This window comes from Methylocystis sp. NC52PC (genome assembly GCF_055698645.1).
Genome location: NZ_CP170127.1, coordinates 860920 through 883760, shown reverse-complemented (window position 1 = coordinate 883760; position 22841 = coordinate 860920). Strand labels below are relative to the sequence as shown.

General features: G+C 66.6%; 20 protein-coding genes. 11 read left to right on the top strand and 9 right to left on the bottom strand.

The annotated features are described in order from the left end of the window. Positions 1-54: 54 nt before the first annotated feature. The 7 genes from ACETII_RS06105 to ACETII_RS06075 all read right to left on the bottom strand — a co-directional run bounded on the left by ACETII_RS06105 (position 55) and on the right by ACETII_RS06075 (position 9093). Positions 55-774 (bottom strand): DUF2147 domain-containing protein, encoded by a 720-nt coding sequence (locus tag ACETII_RS06105; protein ID WP_472787479.1) that lies wholly within the window; start codon positions 772-774, stop codon positions 55-57. A 65-nt stretch (positions 775-839) separates the two neighbouring features. Further along, positions 840-3437 carry an MMPL family transporter gene (locus ACETII_RS06100; protein WP_472787478.1) on the bottom strand — a complete coding sequence of 866 codons (2598 nt, stop codon included), beginning with the start codon at positions 3435-3437 and terminating at the stop codon, positions 840-842. A gap of 121 nt (positions 3438-3558) precedes the next feature. Continuing rightward, positions 3559-4737 carry an acetyltransferase domain-containing protein gene (locus ACETII_RS06095; RefSeq protein WP_472787477.1) on the bottom strand — a complete coding sequence of 393 codons (1179 nt, stop codon included), beginning with the start codon at positions 4735-4737 and terminating at the stop codon, positions 3559-3561. Continuing rightward, on the bottom strand, positions 4734-5465 hold the full coding sequence (locus ACETII_RS06090) for a cytochrome c biogenesis CcdA family protein (protein WP_363349988.1): 732 nt from the start codon (positions 5463-5465) through the stop codon (positions 4734-4736). The genes ACETII_RS06095 and ACETII_RS06090 overlap by 4 nt, the downstream gene beginning before the upstream one ends. 365 nt (positions 5466-5830) lie before the next feature. Then, positions 5831-6949 (bottom strand): acyltransferase family protein, encoded by a 1119-nt coding sequence (locus ACETII_RS06085; RefSeq protein WP_472787476.1) that lies wholly within the window; start codon positions 6947-6949, stop codon positions 5831-5833. Positions 6950-7029: 80 nt separating this feature from the next. Next, positions 7030-8271 carry an NAD(P)/FAD-dependent oxidoreductase gene (locus ACETII_RS06080; protein WP_472788125.1) on the bottom strand — a complete coding sequence of 414 codons (1242 nt, stop codon included), beginning with the start codon at positions 8269-8271 and terminating at the stop codon, positions 7030-7032. A 99-nt stretch (positions 8272-8370) separates the two neighbouring features. Next, positions 8371-9093 carry a VIT1/CCC1 transporter family protein gene (locus ACETII_RS06075; protein WP_363351233.1) on the bottom strand — a complete coding sequence of 241 codons (723 nt, stop codon included), beginning with the start codon at positions 9091-9093 and terminating at the stop codon, positions 8371-8373. Positions 9094-9908: 815 nt separating this feature from the next. Here ACETII_RS06075 and purB point away from each other — a divergent pair. Beyond that, positions 9909-11216, top strand: a complete 1308-nt coding sequence (gene purB / locus ACETII_RS06070) for an adenylosuccinate lyase (RefSeq protein WP_363349986.1) — start codon at positions 9909-9911, stop codon at positions 11214-11216. A gap of 7 nt (positions 11217-11223) precedes the next feature. On the opposite strand, the gene ACETII_RS06065 is transcribed toward purB, so the two are convergent. After that, the gene (locus ACETII_RS06065) at positions 11224-11709 is read right to left on the bottom strand and encodes a DUF2721 domain-containing protein (protein WP_472787475.1); all 486 of its coding nucleotides are present in this window, start codon (positions 11707-11709) and stop codon (positions 11224-11226) included. 128 nt (positions 11710-11837) lie between these two features. Between ACETII_RS06065 and ccmI the strand changes: the two genes are divergently transcribed. From ccmI to ACETII_RS06020, 9 genes are all read left to right on the top strand, one after another. Then, positions 11838-12956 (top strand): c-type cytochrome biogenesis protein CcmI, encoded by a 1119-nt coding sequence (gene ccmI / locus ACETII_RS06060; protein WP_472787474.1) that lies wholly within the window; start codon positions 11838-11840, stop codon positions 12954-12956. A gap of 82 nt (positions 12957-13038) precedes the next feature. Continuing rightward, entirely contained in the window at positions 13039-13476 is a 438-nt protein-coding gene (ccmE, locus tag ACETII_RS06055) for a cytochrome c maturation protein CcmE (protein WP_363349983.1), read from the top strand. Between the two features lie 111 nt (positions 13477-13587). Beyond that, positions 13588-15564, top strand: coding sequence for a heme lyase CcmF/NrfE family subunit (locus ACETII_RS06050; protein ID WP_472788124.1), 1977 nt, complete (start codon positions 13588-13590; stop codon positions 15562-15564). Next, positions 15561-16064, top strand: coding sequence for a cytochrome c-type biogenesis protein (locus ACETII_RS06045; protein ID WP_472787473.1), 504 nt, complete (start codon positions 15561-15563; stop codon positions 16062-16064). Before ACETII_RS06050 ends, ACETII_RS06045 begins: the two co-directional genes overlap by 4 nt. 77 nt (positions 16065-16141) lie before the next feature. Continuing rightward, the gene (locus ACETII_RS06040; RefSeq protein ID WP_472787472.1) at positions 16142-16387 is read left to right on the top strand and encodes a zinc-finger domain-containing protein; all 246 of its coding nucleotides are present in this window, start codon (positions 16142-16144) and stop codon (positions 16385-16387) included. A gap of 15 nt (positions 16388-16402) precedes the next feature. Next, positions 16403-17584 (top strand): FAD-dependent monooxygenase, encoded by a 1182-nt coding sequence (locus ACETII_RS06035; RefSeq protein ID WP_472787471.1) that lies wholly within the window; start codon positions 16403-16405, stop codon positions 17582-17584. A 115-nt stretch (positions 17585-17699) separates the two neighbouring features. Beyond that, on the top strand, positions 17700-18551 hold the full coding sequence (locus ACETII_RS06030) for a MipA/OmpV family protein (protein ID WP_472787470.1): 852 nt from the start codon (positions 17700-17702) through the stop codon (positions 18549-18551). Between the two features lie 341 nt (positions 18552-18892). Beyond that, positions 18893-19522, top strand: coding sequence for a transglutaminase-like cysteine peptidase (locus ACETII_RS06025; protein ID WP_363349979.1), 630 nt, complete (start codon positions 18893-18895; stop codon positions 19520-19522). A 176-nt stretch (positions 19523-19698) separates the two neighbouring features. Further along, positions 19699-20322, top strand: a complete 624-nt coding sequence (locus tag ACETII_RS06020; protein ID WP_472787469.1) for a transglutaminase-like cysteine peptidase — start codon at positions 19699-19701, stop codon at positions 20320-20322. A 7-nt stretch (positions 20323-20329) separates the two neighbouring features. Here the strand turns inward: ACETII_RS06020 and ACETII_RS06015 are convergent, their stop codons facing one another. Beyond that, on the bottom strand, positions 20330-20863 hold the full coding sequence (locus tag ACETII_RS06015; RefSeq protein WP_363349976.1) for a gamma carbonic anhydrase family protein: 534 nt from the start codon (positions 20861-20863) through the stop codon (positions 20330-20332). 291 nt (positions 20864-21154) lie between these two features. Between ACETII_RS06015 and ACETII_RS06010 the strand changes: the two genes are divergently transcribed. Continuing rightward, on the top strand, positions 21155-22813 hold the full coding sequence (locus tag ACETII_RS06010; protein ID WP_363349975.1) for a heparinase II/III family protein: 1659 nt from the start codon (positions 21155-21157) through the stop codon (positions 22811-22813). The last annotated feature ends 28 nt before the right edge of the window (positions 22814-22841 follow it).

The window sequence follows — 22841 nt, the reverse complement described above, 5'->3', positions numbered from 1 at the left end:
GCCGGCTTCCTGACGTCAAGCTTATCCTGTTAGTAATTTCACTTCAGAAAATGCTTATTGATCCGCGTCTTCCGGCGCCTTCACATGGGCCGGCGCCGCCTTGGGCGCGACAGTCTTGGCCTCCGACGCTTTCGCGGCCTTGGCCGTTTTTGCCGCCTCGGCGCCCGCCGTCGGTTTCGACGCGGGCTTGGCGGGTTCGCCCGGCTTGGCCTGGGTAGAGGCCTTGTCGACCGCCTTGCCGTCTCCCTTGCCTTCCTTTTTGGCCTCTGCGACAGGAGCCTTGCTCTCGGTCTTGCTCTCGGCCTTGCCTTCCGACTTGCTCTCCGCCTTGCCCTCCGCCTTGTCCTCGGCTTTTCCGTCGGCCTTGGCCTCGGGCTTCGGCTCGGCTTTCGGCTTGGGCGGACCGGAGACGCGCGTCCAGGTCTCGCTCTGGCACAGGAACGCCATCAGGCACCCTTGCAGGGTGAACTGGTTGGGGGACTCATAGGTGATCTTGCCCGTATAGGTCTTGCCGTCCTCCGGGTTGAAAAGATCGCCTTTCCAGCTGTTTGGCCCGGTCTTGGCGGCCGAGCGGAGCACGACGGGCGGCGGGCTGCCGTCGAGCATCGGAAGCACGCCCTTGGCGCAGAGCTTCCCGGAACAGTCGTAGAATTCGAGCTTGTCGGTCGGATGGCCGTCGCGCACCCAGACCCCATAGATGGGGTCGGCGGCGAAACTCGCGACGGGCGCGAAGAGGGCCGTGGCGGCGGCAATGCTCAGGATAAGTTTGTTCATGGCGCCGTTTCCCAAGTTGAGGTGGCCCTTAGCGAAAATAGCGAAATGCAGAAAGCCGCCTTTCGTCAAGTCGCGTCGGGCGCGCCCGGCGTCGCATGACGCGGCGGACCTAAAAAGGCGGGGACGATAATGAAGGCGGCGAGCAGCGTGAAAAACAGCGAGATCGTCAGCAACTCGCCCATGCTGGCGGTGCCTGGATGGCTGGACAGGAACAGGCTGCCAAAGGCCGTTCCCGTCGTGAGCGAGCTGAAGAAGATGGCGCGGGTGAGGCTCGACGCCAGCATGTCGACGACGCCCTTCCGCCAGGCGATGACGTAATAGATGTGGAAGGCCACGCCGACGCCGAACATCAGCGGCAGAGCGATGATATTGGCGAAATTCAGCGACACCCCCAGCATTTCCGCAGCCTGAAGGCTCATGATCCCGGCGAGCACGAGCGGGCCGAGGGTGAGCGCGACGTCGATTGCATTGCGCAAAGCTACGGCGAGAATAAGGAAGACCGCGACAAAAGCGAAGATGCCGGCTTCCAGGAAGGCGCGGGTGACCGTCTTGCCCGCCTCCGAGATGATGATGGGCGCGCCGCTCGATTCGGGCGCCACGGCCAGCATGGCGTCGGCGAATCTGCCCATGACCACGCGGTCGTTGCTGTCGCCCTTGGGGGTGGTCTCCAGCCGCACCAGGCCGTCGGCGGAAATCCAGTCGGCGCGCAACTCCTCCGGGAGAGTGTCGGGGGTGACGCGCTGGGCCTGCAAGGCGTCGCGCATCTGGCCCAGAAGCTTCTCGAAGCCGGCGAAAGCCGCGACGCGGGCCATCTCGCGGGTCTGCGGGCCGGCCTTGGCGAGGCCGTCGAGCGTCGCGGCGAAGCGCAGGACGGGAGCCTGCGGCTTCTTGGCCACGGCTGCGCGCAGCGCCTTCGCCGCGGCCGCAAGCGCCTTCATCGTTTCGGCGTCGCTCGGCGCGGGCTTGACCTTGGGATAAAGCGCGCCGCGCAGCTCGGTGGCGGCGCGTTCGATCAGCGGGAGCTTTTCATCCTGTTCGGCGGGAATGAGGGAGAAGACCGAGTCGACGTGGTCGACTTCCGGCAGCGCCAGGATCTTTTGTTTGAGCTCGCGCGCCGCCTCGAGCGAGGGCGCAAGCGTCTCGATCTTGTTGGGCGCGGTCTTCGGGTCCTTGGAGAGATCGAGGAAGGTTGCGACCGATTCGACGCGCTGGTCGCGCAGATTCATCGGATTCGAGTCGAAATGCAGCCGCATCAGCGCCGGCGTCCCGGCCAGCACGATGGCGGCTGTGGCGATCAACACCAAAGGGCGGTGATGGGCGATCCAATGATCGACCGCGGCGAGCGAATGAGTCGCGATCGGCACATGCTCCGCCGGCGGATGCAGAAGTTTGATGGCGGCGGGCAAGAAGGTCAACGTCGCGAAATAGGCGATGATCATGCCGACGCCGGCGATGAGGCCGAGCTCCGCGACGCCGAGAAACGACGTCGGCAGGAAGCAGAAAAAGCCCGCGAGCAGGGAGACGGCGGCAAGGGTCAGCGACACGCCGATGCCTTGAGTCGCATGCAGCAGCGCCGGCTCGAGATCGCCGTGGCCGTGTCGCTCCTCGCGGTAGCGCGTGGCGAATTGGATGCCGAAATCGACGCCGAGGCCGATGAACAGGGCGGCGAAGGCCACGGAAATCAGATTGAACCGGCCAATCAGCAGAATGCCCGCGCCCGAAGTGATGGCGAGCCCGGCGAGCAGCGTGACGAGCACGGCGAGGATGAGCTTCGGCGAACGCAGGGCGGCGAAGAGAATGAGCGAGACGACGACGAGCGTGCCGGCCGTGTTGAGCGCCATATTCTCCGAGAGCGTGGCGAATTCCTCGTCGGCAAGCGGCACGTCGCCGGTGAGGCGGAAGGCGTAGCCGTTCTCTTTGGTGAGCCCCAGCTCGGCCGCAGTCTTGCGAACGACCTCAATTGCTTGCCCGCCCGGCTGCAGGGCGGTGAAGTCGAGGACCGGATTGATGAGGACGATGCGCCGCGTCTCCGGCGGCGGGCCGAGGGGCGCGGATTCCTTGCCGCCCGCGAGCAGCTTCTCCCAGTCCACCTGAGCCGGGCGCCCGGCGAGCGTCGCCTCGAAAGCCTGGGAGAACTGGTCGAGTCCCGCAAGATACAGGGCGGTGGCGCGCTCGCTGCCCGCCGCCCGCTTCTGATTGGCGACGAGAACGCTCGAGAGCCCGCGAAGAGTTGGATCCTCGGCCAGCGGCGTCAGCACGTCGCGCTGGCCGATCATCATGCCGACCGTACGCTCGACCTCGGCGAGGTCGAGATAAAGCAGGCCGTTTTTCGTGAAATAAGCCGGATCGTCCGGGCGCCACACGCGGGTCAGCAGGGGCTTGCCCTTGAGTTCGGCGGTGAGCCGCGACGCGGCGTCGTCGGCCGCCGTCGGGTTGGGGGCGTCGATGACGGCGACGATGGAATTTTCGAGCTGGGGAAAGGCGCGGTAGAGCGCCATCTGGTTTTTCCGCCAGCTGACGTCCGGGGAGAAAAGATTCGCCGTGTCGGTGTCGATCGCGAAACGCTCGACGGTGAGGTAAACGCCGCCGGCGGTCAGTCCGAGCGTAAAAAGAACGACGGTCCAGGGCCAACGAAGACAGAAGGCCACCAGTTTTTCGAGCATTTACCTGACCCCGAACCTGCATTGAGACGAAAAAAACGACATTCTTCTATACGCGCGCCCCGTCGGCGCACCAAGCCGCCAAGCCTCGGCAGCCTGGGTAAATCGCATCAAATCCTTAACGTTAAAGATAGCTTAGCCACCACAGGTCCTGACGCCGGCGCTTGACGTCGGCGAACCAGCGACAAACCGGATAGAGCGCCGCGACGACAAGCGCCCACGCCGCATAGGCGCCGGCGAGGCCCAGGCCGAAGCCCGCCGGCGGCGCCCCCGATTTGGCGAAGTCGCCAATGTCGGCAAGGCTATAGCCGCGCGCCGCCGCGAGCGCCAGCGCCGCCGCGACGCCGACATAGAGGTGCAGGACATAGAACAGCAGCGGCGTCCGGCCGAAGGTGACGAGGACGCGCCCCGCCGCGCCCCGCACGGATTCGAGCGCCGGCAGGACCAAAGCCGCGCCGCCCAGGGTCACGAGCAAATAGAGCAGGGACGGCGGGTATTTGGTGACGTCGAGAAAGGAGAGAAGGGTGAAGACCGCGTCGCCTCGCCCCTTCCAGGGCGTGGGGTCGCCATAGACATTCGACGCGCGCAAAAGGGCGAAGGCGGCGAGGGCGGCAAGCCCCGCCCAGCGCAGCGTCGCGTCGCGCGTCGCCGGCGCGCGCTGGAAAAGCGGCCCGATCCCATAGCCGAGCAGGACGACGCCGATCCAGGGCAGAGCCGGGTAATAGACGACGCCGGGGATCCCCAGGGGCAAGGCGCCTTTCTCGTGCAACAGCCGCCACCACGGGCCGAAGGCTCCGAGATCGGCGGCGTGGATTCCGTCCAGAAGGTTGTGGCCGAGGATGATCGCCGCGCCGATCGCCAATACCCCCGTCGTGGGCAGGCGCGAGAGGACCGAAAGTGCGACGAGCCCGCAGCCGATCCCCCAAAGCGTGCCGAGCATGATCCGCCCCGGCCCGCCCCAGACCGGACTGATCAGAAAGGCGTCGAGCAGAATGAGCCAGACGCCGCGGGTGGCGAGAAACAGGGGCAGCGCGCGCGGGTCCTGACGGCGCGCCCCATAGAGATAGGCGCCGACGCCCGCGAGCAGCGCGAAGGCCGGCGCGCAGAAATGGGTGATAAAGCGCGTGAAGAAAAGAAAAGGATAGGTGCGGTCGAGGTCCGTGGGGCTGAATCGCAGAGCGTCGGCGTCGAAAAAGTCGCGCATATGGTCGAGCGCCATGAGGATCATGACGAGACCGCGCAACCGGTCGATCTCCGGCAGGCGGGGATCCTGTCTGGGGTCCCAACCCGCGCCAGCAGTCATCCGAGCGTCGCCAGGCCGGGGAAGGCTTCGAGCAGCCAGAAAGACATTTCCTGCACGCCGCCAGTGAGGAAAGCGACGCCGGTGAAGATCAGCAGGACGCCCACGACCTTCTCGACCTTGCCGAAATGTTTGCGGAATCGCGCGACGAAGGCGAGGAAGCGGCCAAGCGCAAAACCCGCGGCCACGAAGGGCAGGCCGAGGCCCAGCGAATAAGTGGCGAGCAAGGCGGCGCCGCGTGAGACCGTTTCCTGCGTTCCGGCGACGGCGAGGATCGCCGCCAGGATCGGCCCGATGCAGGGCGTCCAGCCGAAGGCGAAGGCGAGGCCCATCACATAAGAGCCGAACAGTCCCATCGGCTTGGTGATCTCGGCCCGCTTCTCCCGATACAGCAGGCTGACCTTCAGCAGGCCGACGAAGTGCAGTCCCATCAAGATGATGATGGCCCCCGCCGCCCAGGAGAGAATGTGCAGATTGGCGCGGATCACCGCGCCGAAGGCGCTCGCCGTCGCGCCGAGCGCCACAAAGACGGTGGTGAAGCCAAGGACGAAGAGGATCGCCGAGAGCAGCACGTCGCGGCGCGCCTTCGAGCGGGTCTCGATCTCGAGATCCTCCATGGAGACGCCGGCGAGATAGGTCAGATAGGGCGGCACGAGCGGCAGCACGCAGGGCGAGAGAAAAGACAAGAGCCCCGCCGCCGCCGCCGCAGGAAAGGTGACGTCCGCCGCCATGGTGATCCTCTAAGGAATGGTCGACGCGTTATTGCCACAGGCCGCGCCTCGGCGCAAAGGCGTCGCTCCGCGAGCGCCGCGCGACGTCCAGACCTCGCCTTCGCGGAAGGACAGGGTGGACCTGTCAGTTTTATTAAAATTGGCGCTTTTACGCGCCAGAGAGTGAATTAAGCTCCAATCGACAGGGAAAACGAAGGAGCATGGAATTATGATCCAGCATAGCCGCGCGTCAATGCTCAAGGCGTCGATGTTTATTGCCGGTGGGCTTGCCTTTTTTCTTATCGTTATGCATCAGGCCTCGCAGATATTCAGGTGAAGCTGAATAAACCCGGCGATTATTACTCTCCCGGTCGCCGGGTTTTCCTTCAATGCGCCGGGCCGATCGCGACGGCGCTGGGCGCCGCTTCGGCGTCCTCTCGCCGCTGAAAGCGCCGGGAGAGCGCTTGGCCGAGGCCGATCACTCTGAGTTCGATGCGAAAAAGGCCCAGGCAGAACAGGATTGTCCCGGCCAGCAAGGCGACCTGTTCGGCGGCCCCGAGGTCGCTGAAAACCGGGCCGTTGCAGAGCTGCTGCCAGAGATAAACGGAATAGCTGGCGCGGCCCAACGCCCCGACGACGCCGATCGAGAGCAGCTTGCGCAACACGCCGCCCGCCGCCCCCGACAGCAGCACGAGGACCGGAATGGCCCCGACATAGGCCAGGCGATACCAGGCGATCAGCTCCGCGCGCGCCGCTTCATCGGCTCCGAAAGCCGCGATGACGCTCCTCGGCGCAAACACGATCAGCGCGGCCAGCGCCAAGGCCGGCGTCCGCCAATTCGGGAAGAGAGCCTCGATCGCCCCGCCCTGTTTCGCGGCGGCCCAGCCTGCCGAAAAGAGCCCATAGGCGACGACGCAGCCGATCTTGCCGATCCACCAGACGGTGAAAACGAACGGCAGGGCCGCAAAGGCGAGGGCCGCCGCAGCCAGGGCCGGGCGCGGCGCTTTGCCGAGCGCCGACCAGGCGAAAGCCAGGGGAAAGAGGCAGTAGAACTGCTCCTCGAAAGCGAGGCTCCAGGTATGGCCGACATACCAGTTGCAGGACGCGCCGGGCGCGGTCGAATTGCACAGATAGAGGGCCGCGCTGACGATGTTTTCGGCGGAGACGTCGATGAGGCCGGCAAGGCCCAGCGCCGCCAGCGCGCCAAGATAGAGCGTCAGCGGCGGCGCGATTCGGAAAAAGCGCCGCGCATAGAAGGCGGGGGCGGAAAAGCCGCCGGTCGCCGCGACCTCCCGCAGCGCGGTCAGACTGACGACATAGCCGCTGATAAAGAAGAAGATGAAGACGCCCGTCTCGCCATATTGGGAGACCACGCCGATCGCGCTTTGCTCATAAAAGGCGCCGATCTCCTTGTTCATGCCGAGGTGGTCGGCAAAAACGAGAAGGATCGCCACCGCGCGCCATCCGTCGATAAAGGCAAGTCGTTCCGCGGCGCGCATGATCATTCCAACGGCGCCGTCGGGCGCGATTCGGGCCAGAGCCCGACAGTTTCAGATCATGAAACCCGTGTGAAGCTTGCGCCGCTTTAAAAACGGTCGACGCGATAGGGGGCGGGATCGGTGAAGGGCGTTTCGCCCGTCATCATTTCGGCGAGGAGGCGCCCGGTCACCGGCCCGAGCGTCAGGCCGTGATGGGCGTGGCCGAAATCGAACCACAGTCCCTTGTGGCGCGGGGCCGGTCCCAGAACCGGGAGCATATCCGGCAGGCAGGGGCGGGCGCCTTTCCAGGGGGCCCGGTCGAGCGCCGGCCCGAGCGGGAACAGCGTCCGCGCAATCGGCTCGCAGCGCTCGATTTGCACCGGCGTCGGCGGCGCGTCGCGGGTCGCGAACTCCGCGCCGCTCGTCAGCCGGATCCCCCGGTCCATCGGCGCCAGCAGATAGCCATTGTCGGCGTCGAGGATCGGGTGGTTGAGCGTCGCGCCCGGCTGCGGCGCGTAATGCATGTGGTAACCGCGCTTGAAGCCGAAGGGCATCTCATAGCCATAGCGGCGGAAAATCTGATCGGACCAGGGGCCGAGCGCGAGCACGGCGTCGGGCGCCGCAAGGCGCCCCTCCGGCCCCGCGACGCTCCAGCCGCCGTCCGGCTCCTGTTCGAGCGTCAGGGCGTCGGCCGAGACGAAACGCCCGCCGCGGGCGAGGAAGAGATCGGCATAGGCCTTGGCGAGCGCCCCCGGATCGCTCACCGAGGCTGTGTCGAGATAGTGGACGGCGCCCGCGACCTTGGCGAGATGCGGCTCGCGCGCGGCGACGCCCTTCGAATCCAGAATGTCGATCTGGAGGTCATAGGCGCGCAGCTTCTCCGCGTCGGCCACGCCCAGCGCCAGGGTCTCGTCGCTGCGAAACAGCTTGATCCAGCCCGTGTAGCGGATGAGCCGGCCAGCCCCCGCCTGCTGGATCAGCGCCTCGTGCTCGATCAGGCTGCGCTCGATCAGCGGACGCCGGCCGGCGATGCTTTTTGCCACCCGCTCCGGCGAACTCGCGCGCCAGTAGCGCATGAGCCAGGGCGCGACCGAGGGCAAAGCGGCGACGTGATAATGCGCTTCCGGGAGCAGGTTCAGCGCATATTTGACGAGGCGCTTCGGGTCGCGCGGGAAGAGATAGGGGAAGATCGACGAGCGTTCGATCAGGCCGGCGTTGCCAAAGCTCGTCTCGAGACCTGCGCCGCGCCGGTCGACCAGCGCCACGTCCCGCCCGCGCGCCTGCAGATGCAGCGCCGCCGAGACGCCGACCATGCCTGCCCCGAGAACGATCACATCCGCCTTCTGCATGCCGCCTCCCATGATCTTCATATGGTCGGCGCGACGCCCCGACGCCACACCGCCGTCCTGCGCGAGCGAAGCAAACCGGGGGCCGCTCAAAGCGAGGCTTCAGCCGAAAAGCGAGGCGAGATAATAGGCTGCGCCGGCCGCGAGCCCGCCGACGAGAAAGGTCTGCAGGCCGGATTTCACAGGATCGGCGCCGGTGAGCCGCCCTTTGACCGCGCCGAAAACAAGCAGCGCGACGCCGGTAAAAAGAGCGGAATGGAGCAGCGCGCGGCGGATATCGTCCTCGACGATGTAAGGCGCGAGCGGGATCAGACCGCCAATCGCGTAGGCCGCGGCGATCGTCGCCGCGCTGACCGGCGCGCGCTTGGGGTCGGGCCGCTCCAGCCCCAGCTCGAAGCGCATCATGAAATCGACCCAGCGCTTCTTGTCCGCGGAGAGCGCCGAGACGACCGTGTCGACCTCCGGCTTTTCGAGCCCATATTGGGCGAAAATCTCGCGCAGCTCACGGCGCTCCTGGTCTGGAAGTTTTTCGACCTCGGCATATTCGCGCTTCTCTTCGGAGTGGAAGTGCTCCTGGTCGCTGCGCGCCGCGAGATAGCCGCCGAGCCCCATGGCCGTCGCGCCGGCGACGATTTCGGCGAGCCCCGCCGTGACGACGACGCGCGTCGAGGCGATCGCCGCCGATATGCCGGCCGCGAGGGCGAAGGGCACGGTGAGCCCGTCCGCCATGCCGATGACGACGTCGCGCACGGTCTCCGAATTGAGGAAATGCCGCTCGACATGTTCTCCCGACGCGTTTCTGGCGCGCCGCCGGCCGAAGAGCAGGGTGCGCAGTTCGTCGGTCCCAAGAACCCGCTCGAGCTCGACAAAGGCGAAGAAGGGGATGAGCCCGACCGTGGCGATGATCGCCGTCATGAGGATGGCCTGCAGCGAGCCGTCGCCGATCGTCGGGATCGCCTCCCGCACGGTCTTGCCGTGGAAGACGCCGATGAGCGTCTCCTCGACGACATGGAAGGCGACGAGAAGCAGGCCGAAGATCGCCGCTTTGATCAGCGCCGGGACTGCGACGGGCGCATCCCTGTTGGGCTCGCCGAGATGCAGCTTCTGTCCGATCAGGATAATCTTGGCGAGGGCGAGGGCGTTGATGAGCGCGAGGCCCTGCTGATAGGTCAGCAGATCTTCGTTGAAAATGACGGCCTTGTGGAGGGAGAAGAGGGTCAGCAGCACCCAGAGGTAGAGGAAGATGACGAGAAGCTGCCGGCCTTCCTCCACGACCCCCGCCTTGATGCGCGCCAGGCGTTCCTGTTCCATTCCGGCCTCCCCCGGGCGCCGCCCGCCCCGCGATGGATATATCAAGCGGACGGGCCGAGCGCATACAAAAGCGGGGCCGGTCGGCGTCGGCGACAAGCCCCCGAGACGGCCGCGTCCGCCGAGACGTCCGCTGCGGGGGCTCCTCAGGACGATCCGTACTCAATGAATTAATGCGAAAAAGCGTTTCTTGGCGAGGAGCCGCCGAAGGCGGCGTCTCGCTGCATGAGAGGCGTCGGCGCCTGTTTCGTCCCGCCCGCTTTGCGCTTTCTTCGTCACTGTGATAGCGCCCGCGCGAGCATGTTCACCCGCGCGACGAGAGCACAGAGCCCATGATCCCCCGCTATTCCCGCCCCGAGATGACGACGATCTGGGAGCCGCAGACGCGCTTTCGCATCTGGTTCGAGATCGAGGCCTATGCCTGCGACGCGCTCGCCGAACTCGGCGTCATCCCCAAGGAAAGCGCCAAGAACATCTGGGACAAGGCGGATTTCGTGCAGTTCGACGTCGCCCGCATCGACGAAATCGAGCGGGTGACGAAGCACGACGTCATCGCCTTCCTGACCCATCTCGCCGAATTCATCGGGCCGGACTCGCGCTTCGTGCATCAGGGCATGACCTCGTCGGACGTGCTCGACACCTGCCTCGCCGTGCAGCTGTCGCGCGCCGCCGATCTGCTCATCGCCGACGTCGACGCGCTGCTCGCCGCGATCAGGAAGCGGGCTTTCGAGCACAAATTCACCCCGACCATCGGCCGCTCGCACGGCATTCACGCCGAACCCGTGACCTTCGGCCTCAAAATGGCGCAGGCCTACGCCGAATTCTCCCGCGCCCGCGAGCGTCTCGTGCAGGCTCGAAAAGAAGTCGCGACCTGCGCGATTTCCGGAGCGGTCGGCACTTTCGCCAATATTGACCCGCGCGTCGAAGAATATGTCGCCCATAAGATGGGCCTCGTCCCGGAGCCCGTTTCGACGCAGGTCATTCCGCGCGACCGCCATGCGGCCTTTTTCGCGACGCTCGGCGTCGTCGCCTCCTCGGTCGAGCGGCTCGCGACCGAGATTCGCCATCTGCAACGCACCGAAGTGCTGGAGGCCGAGGAATATTTCTCGGCCGGGCAGAAGGGCTCCTCGGCCATGCCGCATAAGCGCAATCCGGTGCTGACCGAAAATCTTACCGGCCTCGCCCGGCTCGTGCGCGGCATGGCGATCCCCGCCATGGAGAATGTGGCGCTCTGGCACGAGCGCGATATTTCGCACTCCTCGGTCGAGCGCATGATCGGGCCCGACGCCACCGTGACGCTCGATTTCGCGCTCGCCCGGCTCACCAATGTGATCGAGAATCTGCTCGTCTATCCGGAGAACATGCAGAAAAATCTCGACCGGCTGGGCGGGCTCGTCCACTCGCAGCGCGTTTTGCTCGCGTTGACGCAAAAAGGCGTGTCGCGCGAAGACGCCTACGCCATGGTGCAGCGGAACGCCATGCCGGTCTGGCGTGGGGAAGGGGAGTTTCGCACGCTGCTCGGGCAGGACCCCGACGTCTCCGCAAAACTCTCGCCAGCGGAGCTCGACGAGCTCTTCGACCTCTCCTACCACTTCAAACATGTCGACACGATCTTCCGCCGCGTCTTCGGCGCGGCGTGAGGCGGCTTCACTTTTGCGCGTGTGATCGCCGCAGCCATCCGGGCTTCTTCAGGAGCTCGGCGCCGGCCTCTATCTCGGAATAGCCGAGCCGAAGCTCTCTGGCGAAGGCGATGAGCGCCCAGGTGAACAGCGCCATCGCGAGGATGAACAGCGCGCCGGCGCCATATTCGTGACGGAAACGGAAGAAGGCGGCTCCAAAGCCGAGGATCACCAGAAAACTGGTGACGACGCAGCTCGCGACGCCCAGATAGATCGAACGGTGCACGAGCTTGGCGCGCCTGCGCAGGATTGGCAGCTCGACCTTGCGATGCGCGCGGGCGTCTTCCTCGCTCATTTCGGCGATGTCGCGGGCTCGATCGACGATGCGATCGAGGCGGGAAATGAGGACGCTGAGCAATTGCGCTTCAGCCGCCAGCAGGAAGGCGGGGCCCGTCACCTGAGAGATCACGCTGGAGAGCTGCTCGATCGAGGGCGTCAGAAATCCTAAGGTCATGGCGGCGCAGCTCGGGAAAGGCTTTCGCTATCTTATACTGGTCTTCGCGGCTGGGCTAATTCCGGCGCGAAGTGGCGCCGCCCGCATTTTTCTTCCAAACCGCGGGGCAAAGCCTTAAACAGCCCTCCATGATCTGGCTCGTCTTCGCCCTCCTCACCGGCGCCGCCGTCATGGCCGTGCTCGCGCCGCTCGCCCTGCGCGGCGAAGTCAGGGACGCCAGCGCCGCCGACGTCGCCTTTTTCGAGGAGCAGATCGCCGAGATCGAGCGCGAGCGCGACGAGGGCCGCCTCGACGCCGTCGAGGCGGACGCCGCCCGCACCGAGGCCGCGCGTCGCTTGCTGCGCGCCGAGGCTGCGCAAAAGGCCGCGCCGGCCCGCTCGCGCCAGACGGCGCTGATTGCGGCGCTCGCCGCCATCGTGATGATTCCGGCCGTCGCCGTGCCCCTTTATCTGCGGCTCGGCAACGCCGCGCGTCCCGACATGCCCTTGACCGCAAGGCTGGACGCCGCGCCGGAGAAGGGCGATCTCGCCGGCGCCGTGGCGCGCATCGAGCAGCACTTGCGCGAGCATCCCGAGGACGGCCGCGGCTTCGAGGTCGTCGCGCCCTATTATCTGCGCACCGGCCGGGGAGAGGCGGCGATCAACGCCTATGAGCAGGCCTTGAAGCTGCTCGGGGCGACGCCGCAGCGCCACGCCGCGCTCGGCCAGGCGCGCATGGTCGTCGCCCAGGGCCAGGTGACGGCCGAGGCGAAAAAGGAATTCGAGGCGGCGCTCGCCATCGATCCATCCTTCTCCATGGCCCGCTTCTATCTCGGCATCGCCGCCGAACAGGCCGGCGAAAAGGACAAGGCGATCGACCTCTTCGCCAGGATGGAGGCCGACGCCCCGGCGGACGCGCCTTACCTTCCCGCCGTCAAGCGACGTCTCGCGGCGCTGCGCGGCGAGACGGAGCCGGCGCCGCCGATCGCGCAGGCGCCGGGCGGCGAGCAGGGCAAGGCGATCGCCGCCTTGCCGTCCGGCCAGCGCGACGCGATGATCCGCGGCATGGTCGACCGTCTGGCGGCACGGCTCGAAACGCAAAGCGACGACGTCGAGGGCTGGCTTCGGCTCATCCGCGCCTATAGCGTCCTGTCGGAAGCCGAAAATGCGAAAAAGGCCGTCGCGGACGCCCGCAAGGCGCTCGCCGGCAAAGACGCCGAGGTCGCCCGCATCGAGGCGCTGGCGAAGGAATTGAACATCGGGGGGTGAGCCCCTCTCCCGCTGGGCGGGAGGATGGCGGCCCCCTGCATGAGCAGGGTCGGGCAAAGGCCACAACCGCCAAGAGAGCGACATGACGCGAAAAGGCAAAAGACTGACGCTGATTATCGGGGCGCTGGCGGCGCTCGGCCTCGCCGCCGGGCTGATCCTCTTCGCGCTGCGCGACAATATCGTCTTTTTCTACACGCCCTCCGAGCTTGCCCAGAAACACGTCGCCCCCGGCGCGCGGCTGCGCATCGGCGGGCTCGTCAAGGAGGGCAGCGTCGTCAGGAACGGACGCGACATTTCCTTCACCGTCACCGATCAGACGAAAGACCTCGCCATCGCCTATACGGGCCTGCTGCCGGATCTTTTCCGCGAGGGGCAGGGCGTCGTCGTCGACGGCCAGTTGCAGTCGAACGGCGCTTTCAAGGCCGACAGCGTCCTCGCCAAGCACGACGAACGCTACATGCCCCGCGACGTCGCGGACGCCCTGAAGAAGCAGGGCGTGTGGCAGGGAGAGAAGAAGTGATGGTCCTTCGCTCCTGCGACGCAGGCCAGCGACAAAGCCCTCCAGGCGTCGATGGCCCGGCCAAGCCGGGCCATGACCGCCAAGAATCGCGACCTACTGGTGCAGCCGCTCATGATCGTTGAAACCGGACATTACGCGCTCGTTCTCGCCTTTGCGCTGGCGCTCGTGCAATTCGTTCTGCCCTTCGCCGGCGCGCGTCTCAATGACGTCGGGCTGATGCGCGTTGCGCAGCCGACGGCGATTGCGCAATTCCTGCTCGTCGCGCTCGCCTATGGCGCGCTCACTTATGCGCATGTCGTTTCGGACTTCTCGCTCGTCAACGTCATCGAGAATTCCCACTCGCTGAAGCCCTTCATCTATAAAATCTCCGGCGTCTGGGGGAATCACGAAGGCTCCATGCTGCTGTGGGTGCTGGTGCTCTCGCTCTGCGGCGCCCTGATCGCGATGTTCTCTTCAACCATGCCGGACAAGCTGCGCGCCGACGCGCTCTCCGTTCAGGGCCTGCTCGGCGCGGCCTTTCTGCTCTTCATCCTGCTCACCTCAAATCCCTTCGCGCGCGTCGATCAGCCGCCGTGGGAGGGCCGCGACCTCAACCCGATCCTGCAGGACCCCGGCCTCGCGATTCATCCGCCGCTGCTCTATCTCGGCTATGTCGGCTTCTCGATCGTCTTCTCCTTCGCCGCCGCGGCGCTGATCGGCGGGCGCATCGACGCCGCCTGGGCGCGCTTCGCGCGGCCCTGGACGCTCTTCGCCTGGGTGGCGCTGACGCTCGGCATCGCCATGGGCTCCTATTGGGCCTATTACACGCTCGGCTGGGGCGGCTTCTGGTTCTGGGACCCGGTCGAAAACGCCTCCCTCATGCCCTGGCTCGCCGGCACGGCGCTGCTCCACAGCGCGGCGGTGATGGAGAAGCGCGAGGCGCTGAAGGTCTGGACGATCTTCCTTGCGATCCTCGCTTTTTCGCTGTCGCTCCTCGGCACCTTCCTCGTGCGTTCGGGCGTCCTCACCTCGGTGCACGCCTTTGCGAGCGATCCCGACCGCGGCGTCTTCATCCTCGGCATTCTCGTCTTCTTCATCGGCGGCGCGCTGGCGCTCTTCGCGCTGCGGGCGGGCGCGCTGCCCGTCGGCGGGCTGTTTTCGCCGATCTCGCGCGAGGGCGCGCTGGTCGTGAACAACCTGCTGCTCTCGGCCTCTTGCGCGACGGTCGTCATCGGCACGCTCTATCCGCTGGCGCTCGAGGCGTTCACCGGTGAGAAGATTTCTGTCGGCCCGCCCTTCTTCAACACCGTGCTGATTCCGATCGCCTTGCCGCTGGCGCTGTTGATGCCGATCGGCCAGATGCTCGCCTGGAAGCGCGGCGACCTGCCGGCGGCGCTGCAGCGCCTGCGCGCGGCCTTCGCAGTCGGCGTCTTGGCCGCGGCGGCCTTGGGCGCCCTCTATGGGACGCCGTTCCTGTCCATCGTGACGGCCGGCGTCGCGGTCTATCTCGTCATCGGCGGACTAAGCGACATCGCCCAGCGCGCCGCCTTCCGCGCCGCCTCGATGGGCGCGGTGTTCTCGCGCCTGCGCGGCCTGCCGCTCTCCGCCTGGGGCACGTCGATTTCTCACGCCGGAATGGGCTTGACGCTTCTCGGCCTCGCGGCGACGGGGTGGGGCGTCGAGAACATCGTCGCGATGAAGCCCGGCGATTTCTATGAGGTCGGCCCCTACAAGATCGGGATCGAGGCCCTCTCCCCGCGCAACGGCCCCAATTACTCGGAAATTTACGCCGTAATGGCGGTGCGCTCGGGCGACCGGACGATCGCCCAAATCGAACCGGCTAAGCGCTTCTATCAGGCGAGGGCCATGCAGCGCTCCGAGGCCGGCATCGTCACCTTGGGCCTGGGGCAGGTCTACGCCGCCATCGGCGACACCCACCCGGACGGCACGATCGACGCCCGACTCTACTGGAAGCCTTTTGTCACCCTGATCTGGATCGGCGCGCTCGTCATGGCCTTCGGCGGCGCCTGCTCGCTGGCCGACCGACGCTTGAGGATCGGCGTGGCGCGGCGCGCCAAGGTCGCGGCCCTGCCGGAGGCGGCGGAATGACGAAGGCCCCCTCCGCGTTCCTCGCGCTCGCCGTCGCCGCGGCCCTGCTCGTTGCGCCGGCCCATGCCGTCACCCCCGGCGAAAGGCTGCCCGACCCGGCGATGGAGGCCCGCGCCCGAGCCATCACCAGCGAATTGCGCTGCCTCGTCTGTCAGAACCAGTCCGTCGACGATTCGGACGCTTCCCTCGCCAAGGATCTGCGCGTGCTCGTGCGCGAGAAGCTCAAGGAGGGCTTGAGCGACGCGCAGGTGAAGGACTATGTCCACGCCCGCTACGGCGATTTCGTGCTGCTGCGCCCGCCGCTGAAGCTCGACACCCTTCTGCTCTGGACCGCCCCGCTGCTGGCGCTTCTGGCGGGCGCGGCGGCCCTGTTCGTCGCGGCTCGCCGGCGCGCGGCGCCTGAGGGCCCCGCCGCCCTCACCGAGGCGGAGCGCGCCCGGTTGAAGGCGCTGGGCGTCGCCGACGAAGCGCGCGAGGACGAAAAGACGCGCCCCCTATGAAAGCGCGCGGCGCTGCAATATAGGGGGCGGAGCCTTATCGAGCCGCCCCACGCGGCGGCAAGCGAGAGAAGCGGACCATGGCCGAACATTCCACGCCCCATTTCCACAATACGCCCGGCGTCGCAGAGATTCGCGTGGGGGCGAAGGAATTCATGTGCATCGGCGCGCTGCCGCCCTTCGACCATCCGCATGTCTATATCGACATGGGCGCCGACACGCAGGCGGTCTGCCCCTATTGCTCGACGCTCTTTGTCTTTGACGCGTCCCTGCACGGCGCCGCCGAGCCGAAAGAATGCGTCTATCACGCTGAAGAGCCGGCCTGAGGCGGTCGCTCCGGCGTGAGCGCCCCCATCGTCATTGCGGGCGCCGGAATCGGCGGTCTGAGCGCGGCGCTCGCCGTCGCGCGCGCCGGCCGGCGCGTCTTGCTCGTGGAGCGGGCCGCCAGAATCGAGGAGGTCGGCGCCGGCCTGCAGATCGCGCCCAACGCCGGCCGCATCCTTGCCGGCCTCGGTCTCGAGGCCGCGCTCGCCCCCGTGGCGCTGCAGCCGCAGGCGATCAACGTCCGGCGCGGGCGCGACGGAACCGTTCTGGCGCGGCTCGATCTCGCCGGCGCCCGCGCCCGCTATGGCGCGCCCTTTCGCGTCTACCACCGCGCCGATCTCCAGCAAGTCCTGTTGGACGCCGCAAGCGCCCACCCGGCGATTGAAATTCGGACCGGCGCGCGAGTCGGCGATTTCGACGATCGCGACGGGATGGTGCGCCTGCGGGTCCATGGGGAGGCGGGCGTCGAGGAGATCACGGCTTCCGGCCTCGTCGGCGCCGACGGGCAGCGTTCGGCCGTGCGCGGCCATCTGCTGCCGACCGAACGCGACGCGCCTTTCTATTCCGGCCTCACCGCCTGGCGCGCGCTCGTGCCGGCCGAGGCCGCTTCCGCCGCGCTGCGCGCCAGCGAGAGCAATCTCTGGCTGTTGCCGGGCGCCCATGTCGTCCATTATCCGCTGCGCGACGGCGCGGTCATCAATGTCGTCGTGATCGTTTCGACCCCTCGCCAGGGCGACGGGGCGGCCATTCTTTCCCTCGACGGGGCGACGCTCGCCCGGACGATGGAGCGCTATCGACCGGCGCCGGAGCTCGTCGCCCTCATCGAGGCCGGCGCAGCGTGGCGTCACTGGCCGCTGTTCGCCCGTCCGCCGCTGAAATTCTGGAGCAGGGGCGCCGTAACGCTTCTCGGCGACGCCGCGCATCCGATGGTTCCCTTCCTGGCGCAGGGCGCGGCGCAGGCCATCGAGGACGCCGAGGCGTTGGGGCGCGCCTTTCTCCAGCTCGGCGTGCGCATCGAGTCCGCCTTTTCGACCTATGAAAGGAACCGCCTCGCCCGCGCCGCGCGCGTCGTGCGCGCATCGCGGCGGCAGGGCGACTACTTCCACCTCGGCGGGCTGGGCGCGGCGGGCCGGGACCTCGCCATTCGCGCCCTCGGCGGGCGTGGCATGCTCTGGCGCAACGATTGGCTTTACCGCTAGCGAATCGATTGTGATGAAAGCGCAACAAGCGCTTTTTTCGCTTCGTAGACAGTGGCCAAGCCGCGCTCGGATTGTTAGGAAATCGTCAAGACAATCTGGAGCGGGGCTGAATTCCTTGCGATTCGGGGCGACAATTCTGGTCTGGGGCGCGGCGTCGCTCGGGTTCGTCGGCGCTGGCGTCGCCGCCGATCTGGTTCCGCCGCCAAAGACGGACGCCCGAGGCTGGATCGTGACGGTCAGCGTCATTGGCGCGATCACGCCGAGTTTTCCGGGGTCCGGCCAGGTGCGGCCCTATCCCTTCCCCTCCGTCTCGTTCCGGCGGGTCGGGGAGCCGGAGAGCTTCTCGACGCCCGACGAGGGCTTCGGCCTCGATCTGATCGACCTCGGCTATCTGAAAGCCGGCCCGGTGGCGAACTTCGTGTTTCAGCGCGGCCAGCGCGACGGGCTGTTCGGCATGCGCCGGGTCGGCCTGACCCATGAGATCGGCGGCTTCGTCGAAGTTTATCCCTTCGACCATTTCCGCGTTCGAGCCGAGATGCGGCAGGGCGTCGACGGGCACAAGGGTTTCGTCGCGGCCTTTTACGCCGACGCCTATGAGACGCTCGGCCCGTTCCGGCTCTCGGTCGGCCCGCGGCTGAATTTCGGCGACAACGCCTACGCGAACGCTTACTTTTCGGTCACGCCCCTGGAGGCGACGCTGAATGGGCGGTTGACGCCCTATTCGGCGACCGGCGGCTTCACCGCCGCCGGCGGCATGGCGACGGCGCGCTACGACATCAACGAATTGACCAGCGTGTCGATCTATGGCGGCGGCCAGCGCCTGCTCGGCAGCGTCGGCTCGAGCCCCATCCCCAATGTGATCGGCTCGCGCAACCAGTTCAACGCCGGTCTCGCCGTCTCCCGCTCCTTCATCGTGGACCCAGCGGCCTATCTGCCCGAGGCGCCGCAATTGCCCAAGGTCTTCTGACCGGGACCCGCCGGCTCCAGATTTTCGCCACATCCGCGCCACAAGAATTGACGCCCTCCCAGCCCGTTAACCAGTCGCCGGCCGCGGCGTTAACGGACGCCCGCCCAAGTCGAGATCAAGAAAAGCGCATCGCCTCCCGCCGTCCCGGCGGTTCTCGACAAAGCTATTGAAAATCAGCTATTTGAAGGAAAGCATCGAATTTTATGCTTTTTGGTCGCATAAAATTATACTTACCGTAAAGCCGCGCAGTTCTGAACGAAATCGTGTAAAATGCGGCAGAATTACTTTGATGGACAGCAAAACTGGAACCCTATTCTCGCCTCATCGAATGGAGGCGGGTCATGCGGGGCGTGGTCGTCAAAACGGTTGTGGCTCTTGGATTGAGCGGCGCGGCGCTGCTCGCTCAGGCGGCGACGAGCTTCGCCGGGACGGAGCTCTCGAGTTATGCGGCGCTCGGGCCGGAGACGAGCGTGCCGTTTGGCTGGGTGGATTTCTGCAACCGCTATCGCGGCGAATGCCCAGAGGAGACGACGGCCCCTCACGACATCGACTTCACCGCCGCAGCCCTGCGCAAGATCGCCCGCATCAACGACTGGGTGAACAAGACCATCGCGCCCGTCACCGACAAGGATCATTGGGCGGCCGTCGACGCCTGGGACTATCCCACCGACGGCAAGGGCGACTGCGAGGATTACGCCTTGCTCAAGCGGCGCATGCTGATCGAGGAGGGCTTTCCGCGCGAGGCGCTGCTCATGACGGTGGTGAAGGAAAAGAACGGCGACGGCCATTCGGTGCTGACGATCCGCACCAATCGAGGCGAATACGTCCTCGACAATTTGACCGACGAGGTCAGGCCCTGGACGCAGACGCCGTACCGCTTCGTGAAGCGCCAGTCGCAGGAAAACCCGAATGTCTGGGTCGCCATTGGCGCGCCGACGACCGCCCCCGCCTATGTGGCGAACGAACGCTGAAAGGTTTTCGCGGCTTGGCGGACAATAATCATCGCTCGCAGAACAGGCCGGCGCGGCGCGCGCGCCGGCCCCGCCGTAAACCATAAGTTAAGAACCCCTTAACGCAGGCCTTGGCAAAGCCGCCCCACTCGTTAAAAATTCCTTAACGACGGGTTGGCGGTTAGGGTTGCGTTAAAATGTGTGTCCTGCGTGAGGCTGCAAAGATTCTGGTTCTTGGCTGTATCGCCTCGGGCGCCGCGTTTCCGGCCGCCGCCGGCAATCGTTTGCCCGTTTCTTCCCTCTCGCCGCTCGGACCCGAGACGAGCGTGCCCTTTGGCTGGGTGGATTTCTGCCAGCGCTACGGGGGCGAATGCGACGAGGCGCAGGGCGCGCCGGAGGCGATCGATCTGACGCCGGCGGCGTTCCAGAAGATCGAGAAAATCAACGCCGGCGTGAACGCCAAGGTCGATCCCGTCGCCGACGCCGATCACGGGGGCGTCCCCGACGCTTGGGATTATCCCGGCGACAACAAAGGCGATTGCGAAGATTATGCGCTGCTGAAGCGTCGGATGCTGATGGAAGCGGGATTTCCGCGCGCCGCGCTGCTGATGACGGTCGTCAAGGACGCGCATGGCGACGGCCACGCGGTATTGCTCGTGCGCACCAGCCGCGGCGATTTCGTGCTCGACAATCTCGCCGACGAGGTGAAGCCCTGGATGCGCGCCGGCTACCGCTTCGTCAAGCGGCAGTCGCAGGAAAACCCCAATGTGTGGGTGTCGATCGGCGCCCCGACGAGCGCGCCGATGTATGTGGCGAAATAAGCTCCCGTCAGGAGACGATCTCGACCAGCCCCTTTACATAACGCCGCCCGTTCTCGACGTAATGCTTGGCTGACTCGAGATGGGCCGCCCGCGATTCCTCGCCCAATTCGCGCAGGATTTTCGCCGGCGAGCCGACGATCAGCGAATTATCGGGATATTCCTTGCCCCCCGTCACCAGCGCATTGGCGCCGACGAGGCAGTTCTTGCCGATCTTCGCGCCATTCAGGATGGTCGCGCCCATGCCGATCAGGCTGCCGTCGCCGATCGTGCAGCCGTGCAGGATGACATTGTGGCCGATCGTGCAGTCGGCGCCGATGTCGAGCGGGTAGCCCATATCGGTGTGCAGGATGCTGTTGTCCTGAATATTCGTTCGCGCGCCGATCGTGATCCATTCGTTGTCGCCGCGCAGCACGCAGTTGAACCAGACATTGGCGTCTTCCTGCAGTTCGACGCGGCCGATCAGATGCGCGCCCGGCGCGACGTAATAGCGCCCCGAACCGGGCAGGCGCGGCGCGACGCCGTCGAGCGTGTAAAGCGGCATTTAGGTACTCCTCCAAGGTGTCGGGCCGACATTGCCATTTCCGTCGGCGCGTTTTCAAGCGACGGGCTCTCTCCCCGAGTCCCTGGCGCAAGGCGCGAGCGGTTAGAACGCCGAGCGGCGCCTTGGCGTGGAGAAGCCGCAAATTCGCTAAGCCGCGAAGATCGTATATAAACAGACGTGCGCGCTTCGCATCTGTCACGGGGCCGAGAAACGCTCTAAGCAAGTCATCGCCTGCCGCGAAGGCGGCGGCGAATCGGAGGATCGGACCTGAACGGCGGTTTGCGCGATCGGATGCGGCTCGTGGGCGCTTTCGCGGCGAAGACATTCGCGCGGCGCGCGAGCGCGCCCTATCACATGGTCAAATCCATGGCGATTGCGCCGCCCGAGCGGCTGCGGATCGCCCCGCCCGACGTTCGGACGGCCGATCCGACCGTCGCGGACGAAATCTATGCGGGCTATTTCTCCTTTGCCGGCAAGACGGCGCAAAGCTACGGCGCGTCGCCCTTCGCGCTGACGCCGCCCTCGCCCGCCTGGCGGCGGGCCCTCACGGGCTTTTCCTGGTTGAGGCATTTGCGCTCGGCCGATAAGGCGCTCGCCCAGGCCAATGCGCGGGCGCTCGTCGCGGAATTTCTCGCGATCAAAAGATTCTCGCCCGAAGATCCGGCGCTGGAGCCCGCCGTGGCGGCGCGGCGGCTCATGTCCTTCTTTGCGCAATCGCCCGTCCTGCTGGACGGCGCCGAGCCGGAATTCTACGACGCCTTCATGCAGGCTCTGGCCCATGGCGCGCGCCTCCTGTGGCGTGCGCTCGCCACCGGCCGGGCGGAAGGCGCCGACCGCGCCTTTTGCGCCATCGCGCTGGCGGAGTTCGCCGTCTGCGCGGATACGGGCCGAAAGATCGCGCCGCAAGTGTCGCGCCTCCTGTCGGCCGAGCTCGAGCGTCAGGTCTTGCCCGACGGGGGGCATATCAGCCGCAACCCTCAGGTGGCGGTCGATCTCCTGCTCGATCTTCTGCCGCTGCGTCAGGTTCTCGCCGCGCGCGGGCTGCAGACGCCCGCCGCCATGATGCGCGCCATCGACCGCATGATGCCGGCCCTGCGCATGATGCAGCATGGCGACAACTCGCTGGCGCTGTTCAACGGCATGGGCGTGACCGAGCTCGATCGCGTCGCCAATGTGCTCGCCAGTGAAGATACGCGCGGCGCGCCGCCGCTGAAGGCCCCTTATTCGGGCTATCAGCGCCTCATTGCGCAGGATGCGGTCGTCATCGTCGATTCAGGGCCGCCGCCGCCGCCGGAGTTCTCTCGCGCCGCGCATGCGGGCTGCCTCTCTTTCGAATATTCGCTCGGCCCGGAGCGGGTCGTCGTCAATTGCGGCGCGCCGTCGCCCCCGCATGAGGATTTGCGCGACATGGCGCGCGCCACGGCCGCCCATTCGACGCTCGTGATCGACGACCGCTCCTCCGCCCGCGTCGCGCCGAAGGACGCGCGCGGCGGGCGCGGCGGTCGGATCGTCGCGGGCCCCCGGCATGTCGAGGCGGAGCGGCGCGACGCGTCGAGCGGGACGACGCTCATGCTGTCGCACGACGGCTACGCCCGCGATTTCGGCCTCGTTCACGCTCGCGAAATCGTGCTTTCCGCCGACGCCGCGACCCTTTCCGGCTGCGACCGTCTGCGCGCCGCCGAGGGCGGACGCCGGGAGGCGGGGGAAATTGAATTCGCCGTGCGCTTCCACCTGCATCCGCGTGCGCGCGCGACGCCGCTGGGGGAGGCGGTGGAAGTGGCGCTGGCGAGCGGCGAGACCCTGATTTTCGAGGCCGAGGGCGCCTTTCCGCAGCTCGACGAGAGCATATTTTTCGCCGCGTCCGGCGGCGCGCGCAAATGCCTCCAGATCGTGCTGCGCGGAAAGGCCGCGCCGGGGGCGGAGGTGAGCTGGTCGTTCCAGCGGGTCTGACCGGTTCCGCCGCCTGTGGATGTGTGGT